16 protein-coding genes are annotated in these 21,966 nt (G+C 64.0%); 6 read left to right on the top strand and 10 right to left on the bottom strand.

All coding sequences use genetic code 11. The annotated features are described in order from the left end of the window. Positions 1–2 precede the first annotated feature (2 nt). From NKI31_RS08000 to NKI31_RS07975, 6 genes are all read right to left on the bottom strand, one after another. Positions 3–1,001, bottom strand: coding sequence for an ABC transporter ATP-binding protein (locus NKI31_RS08000; protein ID WP_023715542.1), 999 nt, complete (start codon positions 999–1,001; stop codon positions 3–5). Positions 1,002–1,031: 30 nt separating this feature from the next. After that, the gene (locus NKI31_RS07995; RefSeq protein WP_352651116.1) at positions 1,032–2,093 is read right to left on the bottom strand and encodes a Gfo/Idh/MocA family protein; all 1,062 of its coding nucleotides are present in this window, start codon (positions 2,091–2,093) and stop codon (positions 1,032–1,034) included. Between the two features lie 250 nt (positions 2,094–2,343). Beyond that, positions 2,344–3,183, bottom strand: a complete 840-nt coding sequence (locus NKI31_RS07990) for a carbohydrate ABC transporter permease (RefSeq protein WP_023819485.1) — start codon at positions 3,181–3,183, stop codon at positions 2,344–2,346. Positions 3,184–3,411: 228 nt separating this feature from the next. Further along, entirely contained in the window at positions 3,412–4,341 is a 930-nt protein-coding gene (locus tag NKI31_RS07985; RefSeq protein WP_023696936.1) for a carbohydrate ABC transporter permease, read from the bottom strand. A gap of 231 nt (positions 4,342–4,572) precedes the next feature. Then, positions 4,573–5,832 carry an ABC transporter substrate-binding protein gene (locus NKI31_RS07980; protein WP_023668844.1) on the bottom strand — a complete coding sequence of 420 codons (1,260 nt, stop codon included), beginning with the start codon at positions 5,830–5,832 and terminating at the stop codon, positions 4,573–4,575. A gap of 1 nt (position 5,833) precedes the next feature. After that, a complete protein-coding gene (locus tag NKI31_RS07975) occupies positions 5,834–6,790 on the bottom strand; it encodes an N-acetylmuramic acid 6-phosphate etherase (RefSeq protein ID WP_352651114.1) in 957 nt (318 codons plus the stop codon). A 199-nt stretch (positions 6,791–6,989) separates the two neighbouring features. On the opposite strand from NKI31_RS07975, the gene NKI31_RS07970 reads away from it, so the two are divergent. From NKI31_RS07970 to NKI31_RS07945, 6 genes are all read left to right on the top strand, one after another. Continuing rightward, the gene (locus NKI31_RS07970) at positions 6,990–7,868 is read left to right on the top strand and encodes a glucosamine kinase nucleotide-binding domain-containing protein (protein ID WP_352651112.1); all 879 of its coding nucleotides are present in this window, start codon (positions 6,990–6,992) and stop codon (positions 7,866–7,868) included. After that, positions 7,865–8,647 (top strand): GntR family transcriptional regulator, encoded by a 783-nt coding sequence (locus NKI31_RS07965; protein WP_023746603.1) that lies wholly within the window; start codon positions 7,865–7,867, stop codon positions 8,645–8,647. Before NKI31_RS07970 ends, NKI31_RS07965 begins: the two co-directional genes overlap by 4 nt. Then, entirely contained in the window at positions 8,644–9,675 is a 1,032-nt protein-coding gene (locus tag NKI31_RS07960) for an SIS domain-containing protein (protein WP_023746602.1), read from the top strand. Before NKI31_RS07965 ends, NKI31_RS07960 begins: the two co-directional genes overlap by 4 nt. Then, positions 9,672–10,847: an N-acetylglucosamine-6-phosphate deacetylase gene (gene nagA / locus NKI31_RS07955; RefSeq protein WP_023746601.1), complete on the top strand. Its 1,176-nt coding sequence runs from the start codon at positions 9,672–9,674 to the stop codon at positions 10,845–10,847. Before NKI31_RS07960 ends, nagA begins: the two co-directional genes overlap by 4 nt. 9 nt (positions 10,848–10,856) lie before the next feature. Further along, positions 10,857–11,969: an NAD(P)/FAD-dependent oxidoreductase gene (locus NKI31_RS07950; protein ID WP_023746600.1), complete on the top strand. Its 1,113-nt coding sequence runs from the start codon at positions 10,857–10,859 to the stop codon at positions 11,967–11,969. A 72-nt stretch (positions 11,970–12,041) separates the two neighbouring features. Next, a complete protein-coding gene (locus NKI31_RS07945) occupies positions 12,042–14,096 on the top strand; it encodes an ABC transporter ATP-binding protein/permease (RefSeq protein WP_023816378.1) in 2,055 nt (684 codons plus the stop codon). A gap of 74 nt (positions 14,097–14,170) precedes the next feature. Here NKI31_RS07945 and NKI31_RS07940 read toward each other — a convergent pair whose 3' ends face one another. From NKI31_RS07940 to NKI31_RS07925, 4 genes are all read right to left on the bottom strand, one after another. Continuing rightward, on the bottom strand, positions 14,171–15,682 hold the full coding sequence (locus tag NKI31_RS07940) for a malonate--CoA ligase (RefSeq protein ID WP_352651108.1): 1,512 nt from the start codon (positions 15,680–15,682) through the stop codon (positions 14,171–14,173). A gap of 212 nt (positions 15,683–15,894) precedes the next feature. After that, positions 15,895–16,632 carry a GntR family transcriptional regulator gene (locus NKI31_RS07935; RefSeq protein WP_352651393.1) on the bottom strand — a complete coding sequence of 246 codons (738 nt, stop codon included), beginning with the start codon at positions 16,630–16,632 and terminating at the stop codon, positions 15,895–15,897. 494 nt (positions 16,633–17,126) lie between these two features. After that, positions 17,127–17,804, bottom strand: coding sequence for a ribulose-phosphate 3-epimerase (gene rpe, locus NKI31_RS07930; RefSeq protein WP_023689949.1), 678 nt, complete (start codon positions 17,802–17,804; stop codon positions 17,127–17,129). A 303-nt stretch (positions 17,805–18,107) separates the two neighbouring features. Next, positions 18,108–21,965, bottom strand: a complete 3,858-nt coding sequence (locus NKI31_RS07925) for a DUF7929 domain-containing protein (RefSeq protein ID WP_352651106.1) — start codon at positions 21,963–21,965, stop codon at positions 18,108–18,110. Position 21,966 lies beyond the last annotated feature (1 nt).

The following is a 21,966-nucleotide window of genomic DNA, read 5'->3' as shown; positions in this document are numbered from 1 at the left end:
GATTACTTGATCGTCTTCCCGTCCGCCCCAAACCGGTATGTTTTACCCGGCTCCGGCGTTGCATACAGCGTCGCACCTGGCTCGGCGTCGTAGACACCGAAAATGCGGACCGTGATCAGCCCGGCCTTTTCGCAGTCGAGATAGAGGTTGGTGTCGGCGCCGAGATGTTCGGCGTGCACCACCGTTCCCTTCCAGGCGCCGGACCTTGGATCCACGGTCAGATGCTCCGGCCGCACGCCGATGGTCTTGGCAGTCTCGCCCAATCTGGGGCCGTCGATGAAATTCATCTTCGGCGAGCCGATAAAGCCGGCGACGAACTCGTTTGCCGGCGAATTGTAAAGCTCCATCGGGCCGCCGATCTGCTCGATCTGGCCGGCGTTGAGCACGACGATCTTGTCGGCCAGCGTCATCGCCTCGACCTGATCATGGGTGACGTAGATCATCGTTGCCTTCAGCCGGCGATGCAACTGCGCGATCTCCAGTCGCGTGTTGACGCGAAGCGCTGCATCGAGGTTCGACAAGGGCTCGTCGAAGAGAAACAGTTTTGGCTCACGCACCACGGCGCGGCCGATGGCGACGCGCTGGCGCTGGCCGCCCGACAGTTCCGCCGGCCGGCGCTCGAGATACGGTTCCAGCGACAGCATCGACGAGGCGACGCCGATGCGTCGCTCGATCTCTGGGGCGGGCGTGCCGGCCTGCTTGAGGCCGAGGCCCATATTGTTCTTCACCGTCAGATGCGGGTACAAGGCATAGGTCTGGAACACCATGGCGATGCCGCGTTTTGCCGGGGGCGTGGCCGAGACATCGGCGCCGTCGATCACCACCCTGCCGGAGGTCGAATCCTCCAGCCCGGCGATGACCCTGAGCAAGGTTGACTTGCCGCAGCCAGATGGGCCGACGAAGACGACGAATTCGCCGTCGGTCACTTCGAGGTTGATGCCTTTCAGCACCTCGACCGGCCCGAAGGCCTTCTTCACATTCTCGATTACCAGCGAGCCCACGGCTTCGTCCTTGTTCTAGAGTTTGCCCTACTAGAGCTTAACTGGGGCGCCGCTGCGCACGCTCTCATCGGCGGCAAGGCAGACGGCGAGCGATTTCACCGCGTCGTCCATGTGGCGGGTCAGGTCGATGTCTTCCCGGATCGCCTTCAGCACGAAGGCCTGTTCGAGGTCGCAGAGGTCCTGGTGGCCGGGTTCGCCGTCCATCGACAGCATCTCGTCCGGCCTGGCGAACTTGCCGTCCGCACCCGTCGCAGCGCTGTGCAGGCGGATGGTCGAGGTCTTGGTGTGGGTGTCGATGTCGTCCGACTTCACACCTTCCTTCATGACGATCGACACGCAGCCATTGGGCGACATCACGTCCTTCACGAAGAACGCCGTTTCCGAAATCATCGGTCCCCAGGCCGCTTCGTACCAGCCGACCGAACCGTCATCGAACAGCACCTGCAGATGGCCGTAATTGTACATGGTCGGCGCGATTTCCTCGGTCAGCCGCAGCCCCATGCCGCGCACCTCGACCGGCTTGGCGTCGGTGATCTGCAGCATGACGTCGAGATAGTGCACGCCGCAATCGACGATTGGCGAGGTCGTCTGCATCAGTTGCTTATGCGTCTGCCAGGTCGGGCCTGACGATTGCTGGTTGAGGTTCATGCGAAACACGTAAGGGCCGCCGAGCTTGCGCGCCTCGGCGATCAGCCTGACCCAGGACGGGTGGTGGCGCAGGATGTAGCCGATCACCAATTTTCGGCCGTTGGCCTTGGCCGCGGCGACGACGCGCTTGGCGTCCGCCACCGTCGTTGCGAGCGGCTTCTCGACGAAGACGTGGCAGCCGGCCTCGAATGCCTTCACCGCATAGTCGGCATGGCTGTCGGAATAGGTGGCGATGCAGGCGACGTCGGGCTTTTCATCGCGCAATGCATCGTCGAAGGAACGACGGATGTCATAGCCCGACAATCCTTCCGGCAATGGCACGTCGGAGCGGTTGATGAGTGCTGCGATCTCGAAACCCGGATTTGTGTGGTAGGCCAGCGCATGGCTGCGGCCCATATTGCCGAGGCCTGCGACGACGACGCGAAGGGGCGATTTAGAGGTCACCTAAGTACTCCAGATGTTCCAGTTGTTCCTTCTGAGAGGGTGTCACCCCACCCGGCGCTTCGCGCCGACCTCCCCATCGAGGGGAGGTAGGACGTTGGCGCGAACACCCTCACTGCCAAAGAAGCTTCTCCGAAAGTCGCCCTTTGGCGGTCGTGAATGAAGCCACGACCTTTTACCTCCCCTTGATGGGGAGGTCGGCGCGCAGCGCCGGGTAGGGTGAAGGCTCCAGCAGAGATTTGTAGGGCTCCGCTCACTTGACGGCTCCGGATGTGATGCCGCGGATCAGCTGCCGCGAGAAAATGACGTAGAGGGTCAGCACCGGCATGATCGCCAGCGAGAGTGCGGCCAGGATGGCGTTCCAGTTGGTGACGAACTGGCCGAGGAACAACTGCGCGCCGAGCGTCACCGTCTTGGTCTCTTCCGACGGCGCCAGGATCAGCGGGAACCACAGATCGTTCCAGATCGGGATCATGGTGAAGACGGCGACCGTCGCCATCGACGGCCGCACCAGCGGCAGCACCAGCCGGAAGAAGATCGTGTATTCCGACAGGCCGTCGATGCGGCCGGCATTCTTCAGATCGTCGGACACCTGCTTCATGAATTCCGAGAGGATGAAGACCGCCAGCGGCAGGCCTTGCGCGGTGTAGACCAGGATCAGCGCCGTCAGCGTGTTGACCAGCCCGCTCGCCACCATCAATTGCAGGATGGCAACGGTGCCCAACCGGATCGGGATCATGATGCCGAGCGCGAGGTAAAGCCCCATCAGCGTGTTGCCGCGAAAGCGGTATTCCGACAGCGCGAACGCCGCCATCGCGCCGAACAGAAGCACGAAGAACAGGGAGGCGACGGTGACGACGAGGCTGTTCTGAAAATAGTGGATGAAGTCGCCCTGCCCGATCACGGTAGTATAGCCGATCAGGTCGAAGGTCTTTGGCGTCGGCGGCGTCAGCGGTTCGCTGAAGATGCCGGCGCGTGACTTGAACGAATTCATGATGACCAGGATCACCGGAAACAGCGCGATCGCCGTATAGGTCAGAAGGATCGCGTGGGCGCCGACCGTACGGGGCAGCGAACGGGTGGCGGTGCTCATTGGAAGGTCTCCTGACGAGCGATGACTGTTGAGGTCGGCACCAAGGCACCCCCCTCTGTCCTGCCGGACATCTCCCCCGCAAGGGGGGAGATCAGATGCCGCGACTGCTTTCGCCAATCGCCAACGTTGCAAGACGAGCGGCAAGGCCAGAGCTGCCAATCTCCCCCCTTGCGGGGGAGATGGCCGGCAGGCCAGAGGGGGGTGTTTAGCCGTAACATGTCTGCCCCTCTAAAACTGGTAGCGACGCAGGCGCGTCTGGACGAGGAAGAGGTAGACGCAGACGCCGCCGAGGATGATCAGGAACATCATCGTGGCGATCGCCGCGCCCATATTGGGATCCCCGGTCTGCAGCTGAAAGCCGAAGAAGGCGCGGTAGAGGAAAGTGCCCAGAATATCGGTCGAATAGTTCGGGCCGGCGAGCGCCCCTTGCGCGGTGTAGATCAGGTCGAAGGCGTTGAAATTGCCGACGAAGGTCAGGATCGAGATGATGCCGATCGACGGCAGGATCAGCGGCAGCTTGATCTTCCAGAACTGCGACATGCCGGTGATGCCGTCACATTCGGCCGCCTCGATCACCTCTTCGGGGATCGACAAAAGGGCTGCATAGATCAGCATCATCGGGATGCCGACGAACTGCCAGACCGAGATCAGGCTGAGCGCGGTCAGGGCATATTGTTCTTTGCCGAGCCACGGCGTGAACAGGCTTTTCAGGCCGACCAGATCCATCAGATGCGGCGCCACGCCCCACAACGGCGACAGGATCAGTTTCCAGGCGAAACCGACGATGACGAAGGACAGGATGGTCGGCACGAAGATCGCGGTGCGGTAGAAGGCGGCGAATCTCAGCCTCGGGCTGGACAGCAATGCCGCCAGCATGACACCGATCGGGTTCTGCACCACCATGTGGATGATGAAGAACCAGGTATTGTTCCGCAGCGCGTTCCAGAAGCCGACCGACCAGTTGGGGTCGCCGAACAACGTACGGAAATTAGTGAAACCGACGAACACCTGATGCTGATCGACATTGCGGAACAGCGACAGCTGCAAGGTGCCGGCCAGCGGCAGGATCATGATCGCCGTATAGACCAGCAGCGCCGGCGCCAGGAAGACGCCGATATGCCAGCGGAACGGTCGTTTCGGTCGTGTTTGTGCGGCCATGAGTGCGGTCCCCGCCGATCAGGTTTAGCAATGCCTTCGACGGCAGCGCTCACCCTCACGCTCTCCCCGTGAAGGACGGGGAGAGGGGGCGCCTGCGTTTCGCTGATCCTTCTCCCCGTCACTATACGGGGAGAAGGTGCCGGCAGGCGGATGAGGGGCGGCGCCGTCGTTCGCAGTCGATGCTTCGAAAAACGCAGGGCCGTCCACTTGGGGCCCTGTCTGTCCCTGAGCTTACTTGCCCGGCTTGTACCAGCTGTCGAGGCCGTCCTGCAGCTTCTTGGCGGCAGCTTCCGGCGTGTCGGTGCCGTTGATGACGTTGGCCGATTCAACCCAGGTTTCGTTCTCGAGGTTCGGCGTGCCGCGCGACAGGATCTGGTAGGTCGAGCGGATCGTCGACTTGCACTTGTCGCGCCAGGAGACGAATTCCTGCGCCAGCGGGTCTTCCATCTTCACCGGGGTGGAATTTAGGCTGAAGAAGCCCGGCAGTGCGTTGGCGTAGATGGTGGCGAAGTCCGGCGAGGCGACCCAGGACAGGAAGGTCTTGGCCGCGTCGGCATTCTTCGACGCCGCATTCAGGCCCATGCCGATATCGGTATGGTCGGAGATGTAGCAGGTGTCGCCGGCCTTCTCGACCGGCGGCGGGAAGGCGCCCATCTTGAACTGCGCCTGGGTGTTGAACAGGCCGATCTCCCACGATCCCGCCGGGTAGATGGCGGCGCGGCCAAGCGTGAACAGGTTCTGGCTGTCCGGATAGGTCTGGGCCTCGAAGCCGTCGCCGAGATAAGGCTTCCACTTGGCCAGTTCCTCATAGGGAGCAACCCAGTCCTTGTCGGTCAGCTTCTGGTCGCCCTTGATCAGCGCTGCGCGACCCTCTTCGCCCTTCCAGTAGTTCGGACCGATGTTCTGATAGCCCATGGTCGCGGCTTCCCAGAGGTCCTTGGTGCCCATGGCCATCGGGATGTAGGTGCCGTCGGCCTTGATCTTGTCGAGCGCGGCGAAGAACTCGTCACGCGTCGTCGGCACCTTGAGGCCGAGCTTGTCGAAGGCGTCCTTGTTGTAGATGAAGCCGTGAATGACCGAGGCCATCGGCACGCAGAAGCTCGCCTTGCCGTCGTCGGTCTGCCAGGCGGCCTTGGCAACGGGCGAAAAGTTTTCCATGCCGGGCAGCGCCGACAGGTCGGCAAGGTTGCCCTTCTTGAACAGTTCGAGCGACTTGTCGAACGGGCGGCAGGTGATCAGGTCGCCAGCCGAGCCGGCGGCGAGCTTGGCGCCGAGTGCGGCGTCATACTCGGTCGGCGCCGACGGTGCGAACACCACTTTGATGCCCGGGTTCTTGGCCTCAAAAGCCGGGATCAGCTTGTCCTTCCAGATGGCAAGGTCGTCGCCGCGCCAGCTTTCGATATTGAGCGTTACGTCATCGGCGTGAGCCAACCCGGCGGTGCCGAGAATGCTGGTGCCGAGAAGCAGTGCCGTCAGTAATTTCGTTGTCATGCTAGTCTCCCTGTTGACCTTTTTCAGGTTCGGTTTTGAGAACAGGGGCCTTCGCGCCCTTGTTCCCCTCGATCGCGGAAAGGGCTGGCCGCAGCTTCTGGCCGGTCCCTTCCAGTATCTTCTCGGCCGCAACGGCGTTGGCAGCGCCGGCGGCGAGCAGAATGGCTGTCTTGACGACGCCGCCGCTCGCTTCGAGCAGCCGCACGGCGTCTTGCCGGTCGCGGCCGCTGATAGCGGCGACGATGCGAGCCGCGCGGTCGCGCAGCTTGATGTTGTCGGCGGTGAGATTGACCATGTAGCCGTCATGGACATGGCCGAGATGAATGGCGGTAAGCGTCGACAGCATGTTGAGCGCGATCTTCTGGGCAGTGCCGGCGCCCATGCGCGTCGAGCCGGCAATCACCTCCGGTGGCGTCTCGAGCAGGATGGCGACGTCGGACAGCCTGAGCAGGGGCGTGTCCTTGTTGTTGGCAATGGCGATGGTTGCCGCGCCCCGGCTGCGCGCATCCTTCAGCGCCTGCACCGCATAGGGCGTCGAGCCGCTGGCCGAAATCGCGATCAGGCAGTCGCCCTTGCCGATGCCGGCGCCGGCAATTGCCGTCGAGGCTTCGTCGGTGTCGTCTTCCGGTCCGCCGGCCAGGGTCCTGAAAGCGTCGTCGCCACCGGCGATGAGGATGGCGATGCGTTCGCGCTTGATGCCGAAGGTGCCGGGCAACTCCAGCGCGTCGGCCAGCGCCATCAGGCCGGAGCTGCCGGCCGCAGCATAGGCGAGCTTGCCGCCGCCGTTCAGCCGCCCGGCGATGATTTCGGCTGCGGCGGCGATGGCGGGAATGGCGTCGCGCACAGCCTTGGCGGCCTCGATCTGCGCATTGACCAAAGAAGAAAGGATGGCGTCCGGGGCCTGGATGTCCAGTCCCTCGGCATTGCTGTGAAGCGCTTCGGTGCGCGGTTCGGCCATCCCTGTCCCTCCGATGGAAGAACAATACCAACAAAATACCACTTGTCCACACGCATTAACGAAATTGCGAACTGGAAAGCGTTGAGCCGGCAAAATTCCCCGGTTTTTCAACCTGATACGCCTTAATCTTTTTGAAACGGAAATTAATCCCTTGGCTATTGGTATTTTATTGGTATTATCCGCCCGGAGGAGACATCGCGTGAAATTCGTGCTCGGTATCGACGGCGGCGGCACCAGCTGCAGGGCAGCCCTTGCGACAGGCGATGGCGTTGTCATTGGCCGTGCCAAAAGCGGCGCCGCCAACATCCGCACCGATCTCACCGGCGCTCGCACCCACATCGTCGAGGCTGCTCGTCAGGCCTTCATCGCCGCCGGGCAAGATCCGGACCTGATCCCGCAGACACCAGCCATTCTCGGCCTTGCCGGCGCCAATGTCGGCACCTACCGCCAGCAGCTTGAATCAATCCTGCCGTTCAGCATCAGCCGCGTCGAGACGGACGCCGAGATCGCGCTCGAAGGGGCAGTCGGCTCTGGTGACGGCGCCATGGCCATCCTCGGCACCGGCACCGCCTATATGGCGCGCAAGGGCGGCACGTCGCGCGCCATCGGCGGCTGGGGCTTTCAGGTCGGTGATCAAGGCAGCGGCGCCCGGATCGGCCGCGACCTGCTGGAGCAGACGCTGCTCGCCCATGACGGCGTCCGGCCGCGCTCAGCCCTGACCGACAGCATGATGGCCATTTTCCGCAACAATCCCGAAGACGTGGTCGAGTTCACCACCAATGCCAAGCCCGGCGATTTCGGCGGCTTCGCGCCCAAGGTTTTCGAGCATGCCGAGAAGGGCGACAGCGTCGCCAACTGGATCGTGGACAAGTCGGTTGCCGATGTCGAGGCGTCGCTCCACGCGCTCGACCTCTCTGATGACGCCCCGCTCTGCCTGCTCGGCGGGCTGGCGCCGCTCTATGGGCCGCGCCTTTCCCAGCGCTACCAGGCGCTGCTGAAAGCGCCGCTCGACGATGCGCTGGGCGGCGCCGTGCAGATGGCGGCCCGCATCTTCGTCAAAGCGGAGGCGACGCGATGAGCGATGCCGCCGACCAGATCTTCGCCACGCTGAGGCAGTCGTCGCAGAGCGGCGCCCCGCTCTACCTGCAGCTCAGGAAAAGCATCGAGGACGCCGTCAATCGCGGCCTGATCGGGCCGGGCGATGCGCTGCCTTCCGAGCGCGACATCGCCACCAAGGCCGACATTTCGCGCGTCACCGTGCGCAAGGCGGTGCAGGACCTAGTCAAGGGCGGCATCCTCGTGCAGCGCCACGGCAGCGGCACCTTCGTGGCGCCGCGCATGGAGCGCGTCGAGCAGTCGCTGTCCAGGCTCACTTCATTCACCGAGGACATGGCAAGGCGCGGCATGGCGGTGCGTTCAGCCTGGCTCGACCGCGACCTCTACCCGCCCTCGCCGGACGAGATGATGGTGCTCGGCCTGTCCTCCAGCGAGTTGGTGGCGCGCGTGTCGCGCCTGCGCATCGCAAACGACACGCCGCTGGCCATCGAACGCGCCTCGCTGTCGGCCAGCGTGCTGCCGGATCCGACCGGGATAGGCTCGTCGCTCTATGCGGCGCTGGAGCTGACCGGCAACCGGCCGGTGCGGGCGGTGCAGCGCATATCGGCCGCCAACCTCGGCGACGCCGATGCGCGTCTGCTCGAAGTGCCATCCGGCATTGCCGGCCTGCACATCGAACGCATTTCCTATCTCGCGAGCGGCAAGGTGATCGAGTTCACCCGCTCCATCTACCGCGGCGATGCCTATGATTTCGTCGCCGAATTGCGCCTGACAGGGCCGAGCGAAGAGGGCCGACCATGATCCCCAAGACCACCCATATGCGGCGCGAGATCGACGAAATTCCGCAAGCCGTCGCGCGTCTGCTCGATGGCTCGGCGGCGGTGCTGACCGAGGCCGGACGCGGCATTCGCGAGCGCGATCCGAGCTTCGTCGTTACCGTCGCGCGCGGTTCGTCCGACCATGCCGCCACCTTCATGAAATATGCCGTCGAACTGACCGCCGGCCTGGCCGTCGCTTCGGTCGGTCCGTCGATCGCCTCGATCTACGGCGCCAAGCTCAAGCTCGCCGGTTCGGCTTGCCTCACGATCTCGCAATCCGGCAAGAGCCCTGACATCGTCGCCATGGCCGAGACGGCGCGGGCCGGCGGTGCGCTCACCGTCGCCATCACCAACACCGCCGATTCGCCGCTGGCGCGGGCTTCGGATTTTGCCATCGACATTCTGGCCGGCCCCGAGCGCAGCGTCGCGGCGACCAAGACATTCGTCAATTCGGCGGTGGCCGGCCTGGCGCTGATGGCGCATTGCACCGGCGACGACAGACTGCTGGCCGCCCTTGCCCGCCTGCCCGAGCATTTCAGCAAGGCGATCGCCTGCGACTGGATGGCGCTGGCCGGCGCATTGGAGACGCCGCAATCGCTGTTCATCCTCGGCCGTGGCCCGTCGGCGGCGATGGCCGACGAGGCGGCGCTGAAATTCAAAGAGACCTGCGGCATGCATGCCGAGGCCTACAGTGCAGCCGAAGTCATGCACGGCCCGCTGGCGCTGGTCGGGCCAGGCTTCCCGGTGCTGGCGCTCGCCGCCCGCGATGCCTCCGAGCCGTCCGTGGCAGAGGCTGCCGACAACCTTGCCGGCAAGGGTGCAGCAGTTTTTGTAACCTCGGACAAAGCCAAGAGCGCGGCGCGGCTGCCGCATGTCGCCACCGGTCATCCCTTGACCGACCCGCTGACGCTGATCGTCTCCTTCTACGGCTTCGTCGAAGCCTTCGCCCGCCATCGCGGCCTCGATCCGGACGTACCGCGCAATCTGCGCAAGGTGACGGAAACCGTATGAGCGACCGTTTTGCCCTGACTGGCGCCCGAATTTTCGATGGCGACGACTGGCATGACAACGCCGCCCTTGTCGTGCACGGCGATGTCGTCGAAGGCATTCATCCCGTCGGCGCCATTCCGTCGGGCGTTGCCCGCATCGACGCCGGGGGCGGCATGCTGGTGCCGGGTTTTGTCGACCTGCAGGTCAATGGCGGCGGCGGCGTCATGCTCAACGACCATCCCGATGTCGCCTCGCTGGCAACAATCTGCCGGGCGCATGCGCCGTTCGGCACGACCGCACTGCTGCCGACGCTGATCACAGATACGCCTGACATCACCGCCGCGGCCATTGCCGCCGGCACCGAGGCGGCACGGCAAAAACTGCCGGGGTTTCTCGGCCTGCATCTCGAGGGACCGCATCTCTCCGTCGCCCGCAAGGGGGCGCATGACCCGGCGCTGATCCGGCCGATGACGGATGCGGATGAAGCGGCGCTGGTCGCGGCACGCAAAAACCTGCCGGTGCTGCTGACGACGATCGCGCCCGAATCCGTGGAGCCCGCCCGTGTTGCGGCTTTGGCCAAGGCCGGCATCGTCGTCAGCCTCGGCCATTCCGATACCGGCTATGCCACGGCCAGAGCCTTTGCCGATGCCGGCGCCAGCGTGGTCACACATCTGTTCAACGCCATGAGCCAGATCGGCAACCGTGAGCCGGGGCTGGCGGGTGCGGCCATTGACATAGGCTGTCTGTCGGCCGGGATCATTGCCGACGGCATCCATGTCGATCCCGCCACCATGGCAATCGCGCTGCGCGCCAAGCAGGGACCGGGCAGGATCGTGCTGGTCACCGACGCCATGGCGACGATCGGCACCGACATGACCTCGTTCACCCTCAACGGCCGCATCATCTATCGCAAGGATGGCAGCCTGAGGCTGGCCGACGGCACGCTGGCCGGCGCCGATCTCGATATGATCTCGGCCGTCCGCTACATGCACAGGATCGTCGGGCTGGACCTGTCGGAAGCGCTGCGCATGGCCTCGCTCTATCCCGCGCAAGCGCTCAGTCAGGCGCACCGGCTCGGCCGCTTCGCCAATGGCACCGCAGCCGATGTCGTCGCCTTGTCAGCCAACCTCGACGTCAAGGGCGTTTGGATCGGCGGCGACAAGGTTTTTGCAGGCGCGGGAAGTTCGCGCTAAAGTCCACTTATGCATGATGTCGACTGCGTTGTCGCTGGCGCCGGTGTTGTCGGCCTCGCCATTGCCCGCGCGCTGGCGCTGTCGGGCCGCGAGGTGCTGGTGGTCGAGAAGGCCGCAGCCATCGGCACCGGCACCAGTTCGCGCAATTCGGAAGTCATCCATGCCGGGCTTCATTATACGCCGGGCAGCCTGAAGGCCCGTCTCTGCGTCAACGGCCGCGAGCGTCTCTATGCCTATTGCCGCGAGCACGACGTCGCCCATCATCGCACCGGCAAACTGATCGTTGCCGTCGAACCCGACCAGTTGGACAAACTGCAGGCGATCCAGATCAACGCGGCGCAATGCGGAGTCGGTGACCTCAAGCTTTTGACGCGCGCAGAGGCCGAAAGCCTGGAACCGGCGCTGAGCTGCGCCGGCGCGCTGCTGTCGCCGTCGACCGGCATCGTCGACAGCCAGGCGCTGATGCTGTCATTGCGTGGAGACGCGGAAGCGGCCGGCGCATCTTTCGCCTTGCTCACCGTTGTCTCAGGCGCGAGCATCGAAGCCGACGGCATCCGGATCGACACGCGCGACGCCGATGGCGAGGGTTTCACCTTGAAGACCGGCGCCTTCATCAACGCCGCCGGCCTCGACGCGCAGGCGCTCGCCGGCCGCATCGAAGGCCTCCCGCAAGACCGTGTTCCGCCGCTGTGGCTGGCGCGCGGCAATTATTTCGCGCTTTCCGGTCGCTCGCCCTTTTCGCGGCTGATCTATCCGGTGCCAGTCCATGGCGGCCTCGGCGTGCATCTGACCCTCGACATGTCGGGGAGCGCGCGCTTTGGCCCGGATGTCGAATGGATCGATCGCGTCGACTATACCGTCGATCCCGCACGAGGCGATGCCTTCTACGACGAAATCAGGCGCTACTGGTCCGGCCTGGCGGACGGCGCCCTGCAACCGGCATATGCCGGCGTCAGGCCGAAACTGTCCGGTCCAGGCCAGCCGGCCGCCGACTTCGTCATCCGGGGACCGGCTGACCACGGGGGCGGTCAGATCGTGAATCTGTTCGGCATCGAGAGCCCTGGCCTTACCGCCAGCCTCGCCATCGCAGAACATGTCGTTGGGCTTTTATATCAGCAATGACGGGCGTTTCCTGAAACGTCGGGCAGGCGCATACCATGAAACCTTTTGATATGGAGGTCGTTGTCGGGGCATATGTCCGAGGCAAAACCCAAATCGAAACCGGCCGACGGCATCGAAGCGCGCGATGCCACGAAGTCGCGTCGGGAAAAGCCGTCACGGCAAACGCGCGGAGATGGACCGCGCGAGGGCACGCCGCGCGAGAAAAAAGCATCGGCCGCCGAAGCCGCGTCCGAGCCCGTTGGCGAGGCTGCGCCGCCGCCGGATGCCGTCGAACCCGATCCCAAGCTGACGCCGGAGCAGGCCGAGCAGGCGCGCAAGAAATATCTGCTGCGGCGTTTCTGGATCAGCGGGCGCGGCTATTGGGGGAGGCATGGCGACAAGCTCGCCTGGCCTTTGACGATCGGAGTGCTGCTGCTGATCTGCATCAACATCGGTTTCCAGTATGGCATCAACGTCTGGAACCGCTCGATGTTCGATGCCCTCGAGCAGCGCAACGCCCGCACGGTCTATCTCCTCAGCGCCGTATTCGTGCCGCTGGTGATCTGCAGCGGCAGCCTTGTCGTCGCGCAGGTCTACCTGCGCATGACGATCCAGCGCCGCTGGCGTTCCTGGCTGACCACCGGGGTCGTCGCGCGCTGGCTGGCAAACGGCCGCTACTACCAGCTGAACCTCGTGGGCGGCGACCACCAGAACCCCGAGGCCCGCATGACCGAGGATCTGCGCATCGCCACCGAGTCGCCGGTCGATTTCACCGCCGGCGTCCTCAACGCGTTCCTGTCGGCCTCGACCTTTATCGTCGTGCTGTGGACCATCGGCGGCGCGCTCACCCTGCCGATCGGCCGTGAGAGCATCACCATTCCCGGCTTTCTGGTCATCACCGCGATCATCTATGCCGCCATCACCTCGACCTCGATGGTGGTCATCGGCCGCGATTTCGTCCAGCTCTCCGAGCGGAAGAACCAGGCGGAGGCCGAACTGCGCTACACGCTGACGCGCGTGCGCGAAAACGGCGAGAGCATCGCCTTGCTGGGAGGCGAGGACGAGGAGCGCAGCGGCATCGACAGAAATTTCGGCCACGTGCTGAGGCAATGGGCTCTGCTGACCGGACAGCACATGCGCACGGCGGCGGTGTCGCAGGGATCGAGCCTGTTTGCGCCGGTCGTGCCGATCCTTTTGTGCGCGCCAAAATTCCTCGAAGGCTCGATGACGCTTGGCGAGGTGATGCAGGCGGCGTCTGCCTTTGGCATCGTGCAAGGCGCGTTCGGCTGGCTGGTCGACAACTATCCGCGCCTCGCCGACTGGAACGCCTCCGCGCGGCGCATTGCCTCGCTGATGATGTCGCTAGACGGGCTCGAGCGCGCCGAGCAGAGCGATGCGCTCGGACGCATCAACCGAGGCGAAGCCGAAGACGGCGCCATCCTCAGCCTCGACAATCTTTCCGTGACACTCGACGACGGCACCTCCGTGGTCAAGGAAACCGAGGTCGTGATCGAGCCGGGCGAGCGGGTGCTGGTTTCAGGCGAATCCGGTTCAGGCAAGTCGACGCTGGTGCGGGCCGTCGCGGGCCTGTGGCCATGGGGCGGCGGCAGCGTCAATTTCCACACCGACAGGCGCCTGTTCATGCTGCCGCAACGCCCCTACATCCCTTCCGGAACGCTTCGCCGCGCGGTCGCCTATCCCGCGGCGGCGGACAAGTGGACCATCAAGCAAATCAAGGCTGCCCTCGACAAGGTGGGGCTTGGCTATCTCACCGGCAGGATCAAGGAAGAGGCGCCATGGGACCAGACGCTGTCGGGCGGCGAAAAGCAACGCCTCGCCTTCGCGCGCCTGCTGCTGCATCGCCCCGATATCGTGGTGCTGGATGAAGCGACTTCGGCGCTCGACGAAAAGAGCCAGGACACGATGATGTTGACGGTGATCCGCGAACTGCCTGACGTCACCATCATCAGCGTGGCGCATCGTGCGGAGCTCGAAGCCTTCCACAGCCGCAAGATCACCCTGGAGCGGCGGGAGGGCGGCGCCAAGCTCGTCAGCGATGTCGACCTCATCCCGCGCAAGCGCAAACGCAGCCTGCTGAACCGCGCTTTGTGGGGTTCCAGCACTCGGGTGAAAAAGCCGCGCAGGTAAAAGGCGCCACTGCCGAACCGCGAACAGAGATGTCCAGGCGAAGCGCTTGGGCAAAGACATTAGCCGGCTATGGATTAGCCGTAGAGACCCTTGTAGGTCTCGCGCAGCAGGTTCTTCTGCACCTTGCCCATCGTGTTGCGCGGCAGCTCGTCGACGAAGATCACCTGCTTCGGGTGCTTGTATTTGGCCAGCTGGCCGGCAATGGCGCCAACGATCTCGGCCCCGGTGATCCGCGATGCCGGCGCCCGCACCACGACAGCGGTGACGCCTTCGCCGAAATCGGGATGGGCAATTCCGATGACGGCACTTTCCAAGACGCCGGCAACGGCGTCGATCTCGCTCTCGATCTCCTTGGGATAGATGTTGTAGCCGCCGGAGATAATGAGATCCTTGCCGCGGCCGACGATGTAGACGTAGCCGTCCGCGTCGATGATGCCGAGGTCGCCGGTGATGAAGAAGCCGTCCTTCCGAAACTCCGCCTTGGTTTTTTCCGGCATGCGCCAATAGCCGGAAAAGACATTCGGACCTTTGACCTCGATCATGCCGACTTCACCCTGGCCAAGCGCATCGCCGCTGTCAGGGTCGGCGATGCGCAGCGAAACGCCGGGCAGCGGGAAGCCGACCGTGCCGGCCCGACGCTCGCCCTCATAGGGGTTCGACGTGTTCATGTTGGTCTCGGTCATGCCGTAGCGCTCGAGAATGGCGTGGCCGGTGCGCTCGCGCCAGGCCTTGTGCGTTTCGGCGAGCAGCGGCGCCGAGCCGGAAACGAACAGGCGGATGTTCTTCGCCGCCTGGGCATCCAGCCCGTCCTGCTGCAGGAGCCTGGTATAGAAGGTCGGCACCCCCATCAGCACTGTCGCGCGGGGCAAGAGCGAGACGATGCGGCCGGCGTCGAATTTCCGCTCGAACAGCATCGAGGCGCCGGCCATCAGGGTGACGTTGGTGGCGACGAACAAGCCGTGCGTATGGAAGATCGGCAACGCGTGGATCAGCACGTCATCCCCGGTGAAACGCCATTGCTCGACCAGCACGCGCGCATTGGAGGCCAGGTTTTCATGGCTGAGCATGGCGCCCTTGGAGCGTCCGGTGGTGCCGGATGTGTAAAGGATTGCGGCCAGATCGTCCGGCCCGCGCGCCACGGCGTCGAAATCCGTGGGCTGTTGTGCCGCCAGTGCGGTCAGCGAGCCCTCACCATTGCTGCCAAGCGTGACGGTGGCAGCACCCGACGCCTGCGCCAACGGCGCGATAGCGCCGGCGCGGGCCGGGTCGCAGACGACCAGCCGCGGCTCGGCATCCCCGAAGAAATAGCCGAGTTCGGCCAGCGTGTAGGCGGTGTTGAGCGGCAGGAAGACCGCGCCGGCGCGCAGGCAGGCGAGGTAAAGGAAAATGCATTCGGGGCTTTTTTCGACCTGCACGGCAACGCGGTCGCCCGGCTCGACGCCGAAATGCCTCAGCGCATGTGCCAGCTGTGCCGATTGCGCCAGCATGTCACCATAGGCGATTGCGCGTCCGTCATCGGTTGCCATCAGGATGCGCTCGGAGGCTGAAATCCGGCTGCGGAACACGTCGAACAGGTGATTGGTCATGCGCCTTCCCTAGAGCATGATGCCGAAAAGTGTGAAGCGGTTTTCGGAGGACATAATGCTCTACCCTTTGATTTAGAGCCGGATGGCCTTGGAACAAAGGAAACGATTTCGCCTCCGTCCGGCAAAGACGTGAAATCGGGTTTGCCGCCGATCAGATGAAGGCAAGCGGACTTGGATAGCGGGCGGATTTAAATAGCGGACCGGAAGCGCTTCTATCTGCGGCTGCGCAACGCCTTGGTGGCGCTCACGCGTGGATCGCCGCTTTCGTTGAAGCGCTCCATGCACATGGCTGCCGTCAGACGGTAGTGATTGAGGAGAGCTTCAACGGCGCCGTCGGCATCGCCATCCACCGTGCGCTCCGCAATCAGCCGATGTTCACTGATTTCGTCGCGCTCGCTGCCGTCCTGGGAGATCAGCCGGTAACGGGAGGCCTGATCCGAAAGCTGGTCGCAAAAGCCGGTCAGCCAATGCGAGCGGCAGCCTGCGATCAGTGCCCGATGGAAGGCGCGGTGCAGCTTTTCCCATTCCGGATTGTTCGAGGACGGGTCCTCCGGCAAGCGGCGCGGGGCACGCGCCAGGCGATGCAAGGCCAGCACGAGCTGCTCTTCCCATTCGCCGGTGCGGTTGGTAATGGATTCACGCAGGGCCCGCTCTTCCAGCCAGCAGCGGGTGCGCGTCAATTCCTCGAGTTCCGGGGCACTGACCGGCATGATGAAGAAACCGCGCTGGTCGTGGCGGCCGAGCAGGCCTTCCGAAGCAAGTCGGTTGAGGGCCTCGCGAACCGGTGAGGCGCCGGCGCCGTAACGGGAAACCACCCATTCGACACGAAGCTTGCTTTCACTTTCAAACACGCCGCGCAGGAGATCGTCGCGAAGCTGTTGATAGACCGTACTAGCGAGTGTGCTCTTGGGTCCCGCGCCTTCGCTCACATCGGCAGATCCGTAGGTCAATATGACTCCTGTAGCTCTCCCATGCTCCGCTAGCCCGTTCGCGAAGCAAACGATTTCCCCTGTAAATTTACTGTAACTCCTAAGGCATCCGCCCCTCAAGCGAAAGATCACGATATTCGACTTAAAGAGGAAGGTTGACCGCATCTTATCCGCCGGAAGTAACTAAAATCGTGAAAAACTTGTTCTTCTGAAGAAAGTTTGTCTGCCAGCATGGCAGGTGCCCTCGAGAAACAGCTTCGAGATCCCGAATACGGATAATTTTTTCTTAACGCGCGTCATGCCGCCGGATTGACCTCTCCCCGCATGCAGATCCCTTCGGCAGTTATCCACTAGGTTTATGGGCCAAAACTAGTGCCGGATGCCGCGATCCTGTCGCGTGCCGCGATGCCCTTGCGGCTGCCACCCGTTGACGGCTTTTTGGGAGATCGAAGGATCAGGCAGGGAGATCAGGCCGAGGAGAACCGACCAGCCGGGAACTTGCCCTGGAACTGATGTCAGCCGGCAGCCCGGTCGGCCGCGGTTCGGATGGCTTCTATATTGGCCCGGTAGGCTTCGACGCTGCCGCCCTTGAAGATGGCGGCGCCCGCCACCAGCACATCGGCACCGGCTGATGTGACCAGGTGGGCGGTTTCCGGCGACACGCCGCCGTCGATCTCGATGCGAATCGGCCGGTTGCCGATCAGCGCTTTCACCCGCTTGACCTTGTCGACCATGGCCGGGATGAAGGCCTGGCCGCCAAAGCCCGGATTGACGGTCATGATCAGGATCAGGTCAAGCCGGTCGAGCACATATTCGATCGCACTTTCCGGCGTCGCCGGATTGAGCGATACGCCGGCCTTCTTGCCGAGATCCTTGATGGTCTGAAGCGAGCGGTCGAGATGCGGTCCGGCCTCGGCATGCACGGTCATGCCGTCGCAGCCGGCATCGGCAAAGGCGGCCAGATAAGGATCGGCCGGCGCAATCATCAAATGGCAGTCGAAAAAGGCCTTGGTGCGGTTGCGGATGGCCTTGATCACCGGCGGGCCGAAGGTGATGTTGGGCACGAAATGCCCGTCCATCACGTCGAGATGAATCCAGTCGGCGCCGGCCGCCGCCACCGCCTCGACCTCGTCGCCGAGCTTCGAGAAATCCGACGCCAGCACCGATGGCGCGATCAGGGTCTTCCTGCTCATGATGCGGCCCCTTTGGGCGCCCTGTTTGCGGGCGCGGCCTTGACGACTGCTAGAGCAATTCCAGGAAAAGTGGGAACGGCTTTCCGTCCGGAATTGCGTGAAAACAAAGAGATAGAGCGGTTCGGCGTTTCCACGAAACGATGAACTGCTCTAGACCATGATCCCGAAAAGGGAAAGTCGGTATTTGCTGCGCCCGGCAGCGGGTTCGGCCAATACCTGGCCGCCCGATCGCCGCAGCGCGCCCAAGGAAAACCCCGCCGGATCGCTCCGACGGGGCTCTGAATTTTGACTCGTATCCAGATCCTATGGCTTGAAGTTGGCCGCCGGATCCCTTTGCGGCTGTACCTGCGTCTGCGGCGTGCGCTTCGGTATGAACTGCTGAAGGACACCTGGATTGAGCAACAGGGTCGGATCGAGCGACGGCTGCTGCCGGATGGCTCTGCAGTTCGGGAACCGACCAACGGTGCCTTCGGGGCAGCGCCGCCTGATGATCGGCACGCACTGGCCGCCGACCATCTGCGAGCCCGGGGCGCAGTCTCCCACCTGCGGCCTCGGCTTGCGGCATGCGCCGTCGATCACCTGGGTGCCGCGCGGGCAAACACACTCGCCGCGCTTGTTGTGCACCTGGCCGCGTATGTCGCACTGTTCCAGCACAGGCTTCTTCTGCCGGCAGGCATTGCCTTGCACCTCGGTACCCCGCGGGCAGACACAATTGCCGTTGGCGTCGTGGACCTGGCCGCGGATCGAGCACTGCTCGGGCTTCGGCCGGATCGGCCGGCAGACCTTGCCCCTGACTTCTGTGCCGTCCGGGCAGACGCAATCGCCATTGGCGTTTTGGATCTGACCACGGATCGAGCATTGTTCAGGCTTTGGCCGGATCGGCCGGCAGGCTCCATTGCGCACCTCTGTCCCACGCGGGCAGACACAATCGCCATCGGCGTCATGAACCTGGCCGCGTATGCCGCACTGCTCGGGCTTCTGCTTGTCGCGCACGCAGGCATTTGCCTGTCGGTCGAGATGCGTACCTTCCGGGCAGTAGCAGCCATTGCCGTCCGACGTCGGGACCGAACCGGGGATGGTGCAGCCAGGCTTGTCGGTCTTGACGCAAGCGCCGTTCTCAAGCTCGGTTCCGCGCGGGCAGACACAGCGTCCATCCTCGGTGCGGATCTGGCCCTTGAGCAGCACGCAGGGCCTCGGATCCTTCGGCTGGATGATGACGCCGCCGTCGGGCGAGCACTGGCCGTTGCGGAACGTCGTGCCTTCCGGACACACGCACCGGCCGGCATCGTTCATGACGAAGCCTGGCGAGCATTCCTTCTTCACCTCGCGCTTGATGGTGAACGGATGGCAGGCATAGGCCTTGCCGCGATCGCCCTGGACGTTGGTCAGGTCGCCGGGCAGTACGTCGCCGCCGCCTTGCACCCTAGTGTCGGGAGACAAGACGCCGACGCAGTTCTGGCCGCTGACGTTGCCCCGCAGATTGACCAAGGGAGCGTCGGGAAGGACCACGGTGACCTTGTGCACATGGCTTTCCCCGGCGCCGAGCGTCAGGTTGGCAATGCAGGTCAACGGCAAGGTCGTCGGTTCGGGCGAGCAGCCGAAGGGCGGTTCGATCGAGGTGATCGCGACGCCTTGCAGCCGCCCCAGCCCGTCCACCCCGATCGCATCGCCGATGCGGACCGGACCGGAGAAGGCGGTCTGGCCATCATTGGTGATGGTGATCTCGAACGAGCAGGGTTGCCCCGGCTGGCACTCGGCATCGCCGGTCTTCTTGACGCTAATGGTGGACGTGCCGCCGCCCTTGGCGCAGGCCTGGCCGATCGGGTAGACGACGTCGTCTCCAGGGGCCGGGCCGTATGAGCCGCGTGCGCAGTTCTCGAACGCGCCATTGGCCAAGACCGTCACGTCGAAGTGCCTGGAGGTTCCGGGCGTCATCGCGGCGCCGGGTATCTGGCATGACAGCGCATTGGCCGGAACCGCTCCGCAGGCCCATTCCGCACCGTCGGGTGTGACGGTCTGGATCTGGACCGGCGCGCCACCCGATATCAGCGTGGCAGCATCGTTGACCCGCACCGGACCGGTGGGGGCAGAGGTGCCAAGGCTGATGACGGTGATGCGGCAGGAAACCACCGCCGCACCGGCGAGCGAGCCATTGCAGACCTTGGTGATGCGTAGGGTCGGCTTGCCGCCATTGGGATGACGGAAGCGTTCCTTGGCGCAGGCCTTGTTGTTGGTGAGGTCGACCTCACCGGGGACGGGCTTCAGCGCCGCGCAGTTCTCGACCGAATCCGACTGGTAGCCGGCCGGCATGACCGCCTTGACGACGATCGGCGTCGAGGCGCCCGGCATCAGCACGATGCCTGCATTGTCGCAGCGGAACTGGCCGGGACCGTTCGGTCCGCATGTCCAGGGCGGAGACGGGCCGAAGGTCGAAGAGGCCGGCGCGCCGCCCGGGTAATTGTCGATAACCGTCAGCGGCCCATTATAGGGGACGCTGCCATTGTTGATGATGTCGATCACGAAGTAGCAGATGCCGTCGGGCGTGCAGACCGGGATTCGGGCACGCTTCTTCAGGATCAGGTCGACCTTCTTGTCGACCGGGGGCCGGCAATCGCGGTCGCGGTCGCCACGCCGGCAGATCGGGATCGAGGCACAGCCGCGATCGTTCTGCTGGCTGCCGAACAGCGGCTTGCCGCTGGCACCGTAGTTATAGGTGGCGCAGTTGCGCAGCGCGCTGCCTTGCCAACCACCCGCCGGCTTGAAGCCGAGCTTGAGGTTGATGGAGGCCCCCGGATTGAGCGTGGTCACCGGATAGGTGCACGTCATCGGGGTCACGCCGGGCATGCATACCCAGGGCGGATTGGGCCCTGAATCCAGAGTCGAGCCGGCCGGCAGCGTCACCTCGTCGAGCACGATCTTGCCGTGATACGGCCCGTCGCCGACATTGGTGACCTTGATGGTGAAGTCGCAGCCGCCGCCCATCGTGCAACGCGTCACGTCGGCGCGTTTCTCGACCTTGAGGTCCGGTTCCTTGTCCTTGGGCGGACATCTCAAGTCACGCGGGATGACGATGTCGATGGTCTGCGTGCAGCATAGTCCCCAGCCCTCCTTCGGGCCGGCATAGGTCTCGATGCCGGTGACGATGAGGTGGATGACGTCGCCGGGCGACGCACCGACGATCTTCCAGTTCAGCACGCCGCCGCCCGCCGGCACCAATTGCGTGTCGGGGATGATGATGATGCCGGGGGTGGTCGTCGACACCTGCACCCACTTGCCGCCCATCTCCGGGCCGACAGGCATGTGGTAGATGAAGGCGCCGCCGCCTTGCACGCAATCGACCGTGCCGCGCTCCACCTTGAAGCATTCCCGGTCGGGAGGCGGAGGCCGCTTGTCACAGTTGGTGAGGTCGATCTTGATCGAGGTCTTCACCCCGGTCTTGAAGTCGCCATCGTCGGGCTTGCCCGGATCCTGCGACGGGATGATGACCCCCGCGCCGACGCCCGGCGTCACCTTGATCACACCCTGATTGTCGACGATGGTCGGCGAAGGAAACGCCGCATGGTCGATCTTGGCGGTGATCTTGAAATTGATGACGCGTTCATTGCCAGCCCCAGCGCCGTCGAGATCGGTGGCGGAAATCCGGAAATCGGAAACCGTCGCCGTATCGTTCGGATTAGCCGAGGTGCTGATTGTCGCACCCGGCAGCGGTCCGCCGGACGCACCCGTGCCGTCGCCGGACACGTTGACGTTGACGATCGCAAGACCGTGCGGAAGCTGATCCTTGAAGTCGAGTTGGAGTTTCTTCAGCCTGGCCGAAAAGCTTGGGTCGGCAAAGCCTTGCGGGTCGCCGCGCAGGCCAAAGCTCAGAGAGTAGACGACGTAGTCGCAGCTCCTCTGTGTGCCTGTTTTGGTGAAGAACGGCACGATCCGTTCCGGCCTCGGATTGACGATTTTTGAATTGTCCAGGTCGAGCCGCAGTTCCGGAGTGATCGGGACTGCATCTTCGGCGTGGCTTGCCACAGGGGTGAACATGGCGACCGCGATACCGGCCGCCATCAGCCAGCGCGCGCCGCGCCTGGCATATGACAGGGGTTTCATGATGGTCTCCATGACGTTGGATTGACTGCTCTTCGCGGTCGGGGAAAGTGCGAGATTTTTCATC

The organism is Mesorhizobium sp. M0659 (assembly GCF_040320605.1).
GTDB lineage: Bacteria > Pseudomonadota > Alphaproteobacteria > Rhizobiales > Rhizobiaceae > Mesorhizobium.
This window is presented reverse-complemented; position numbering and strand designations above follow the sequence as displayed.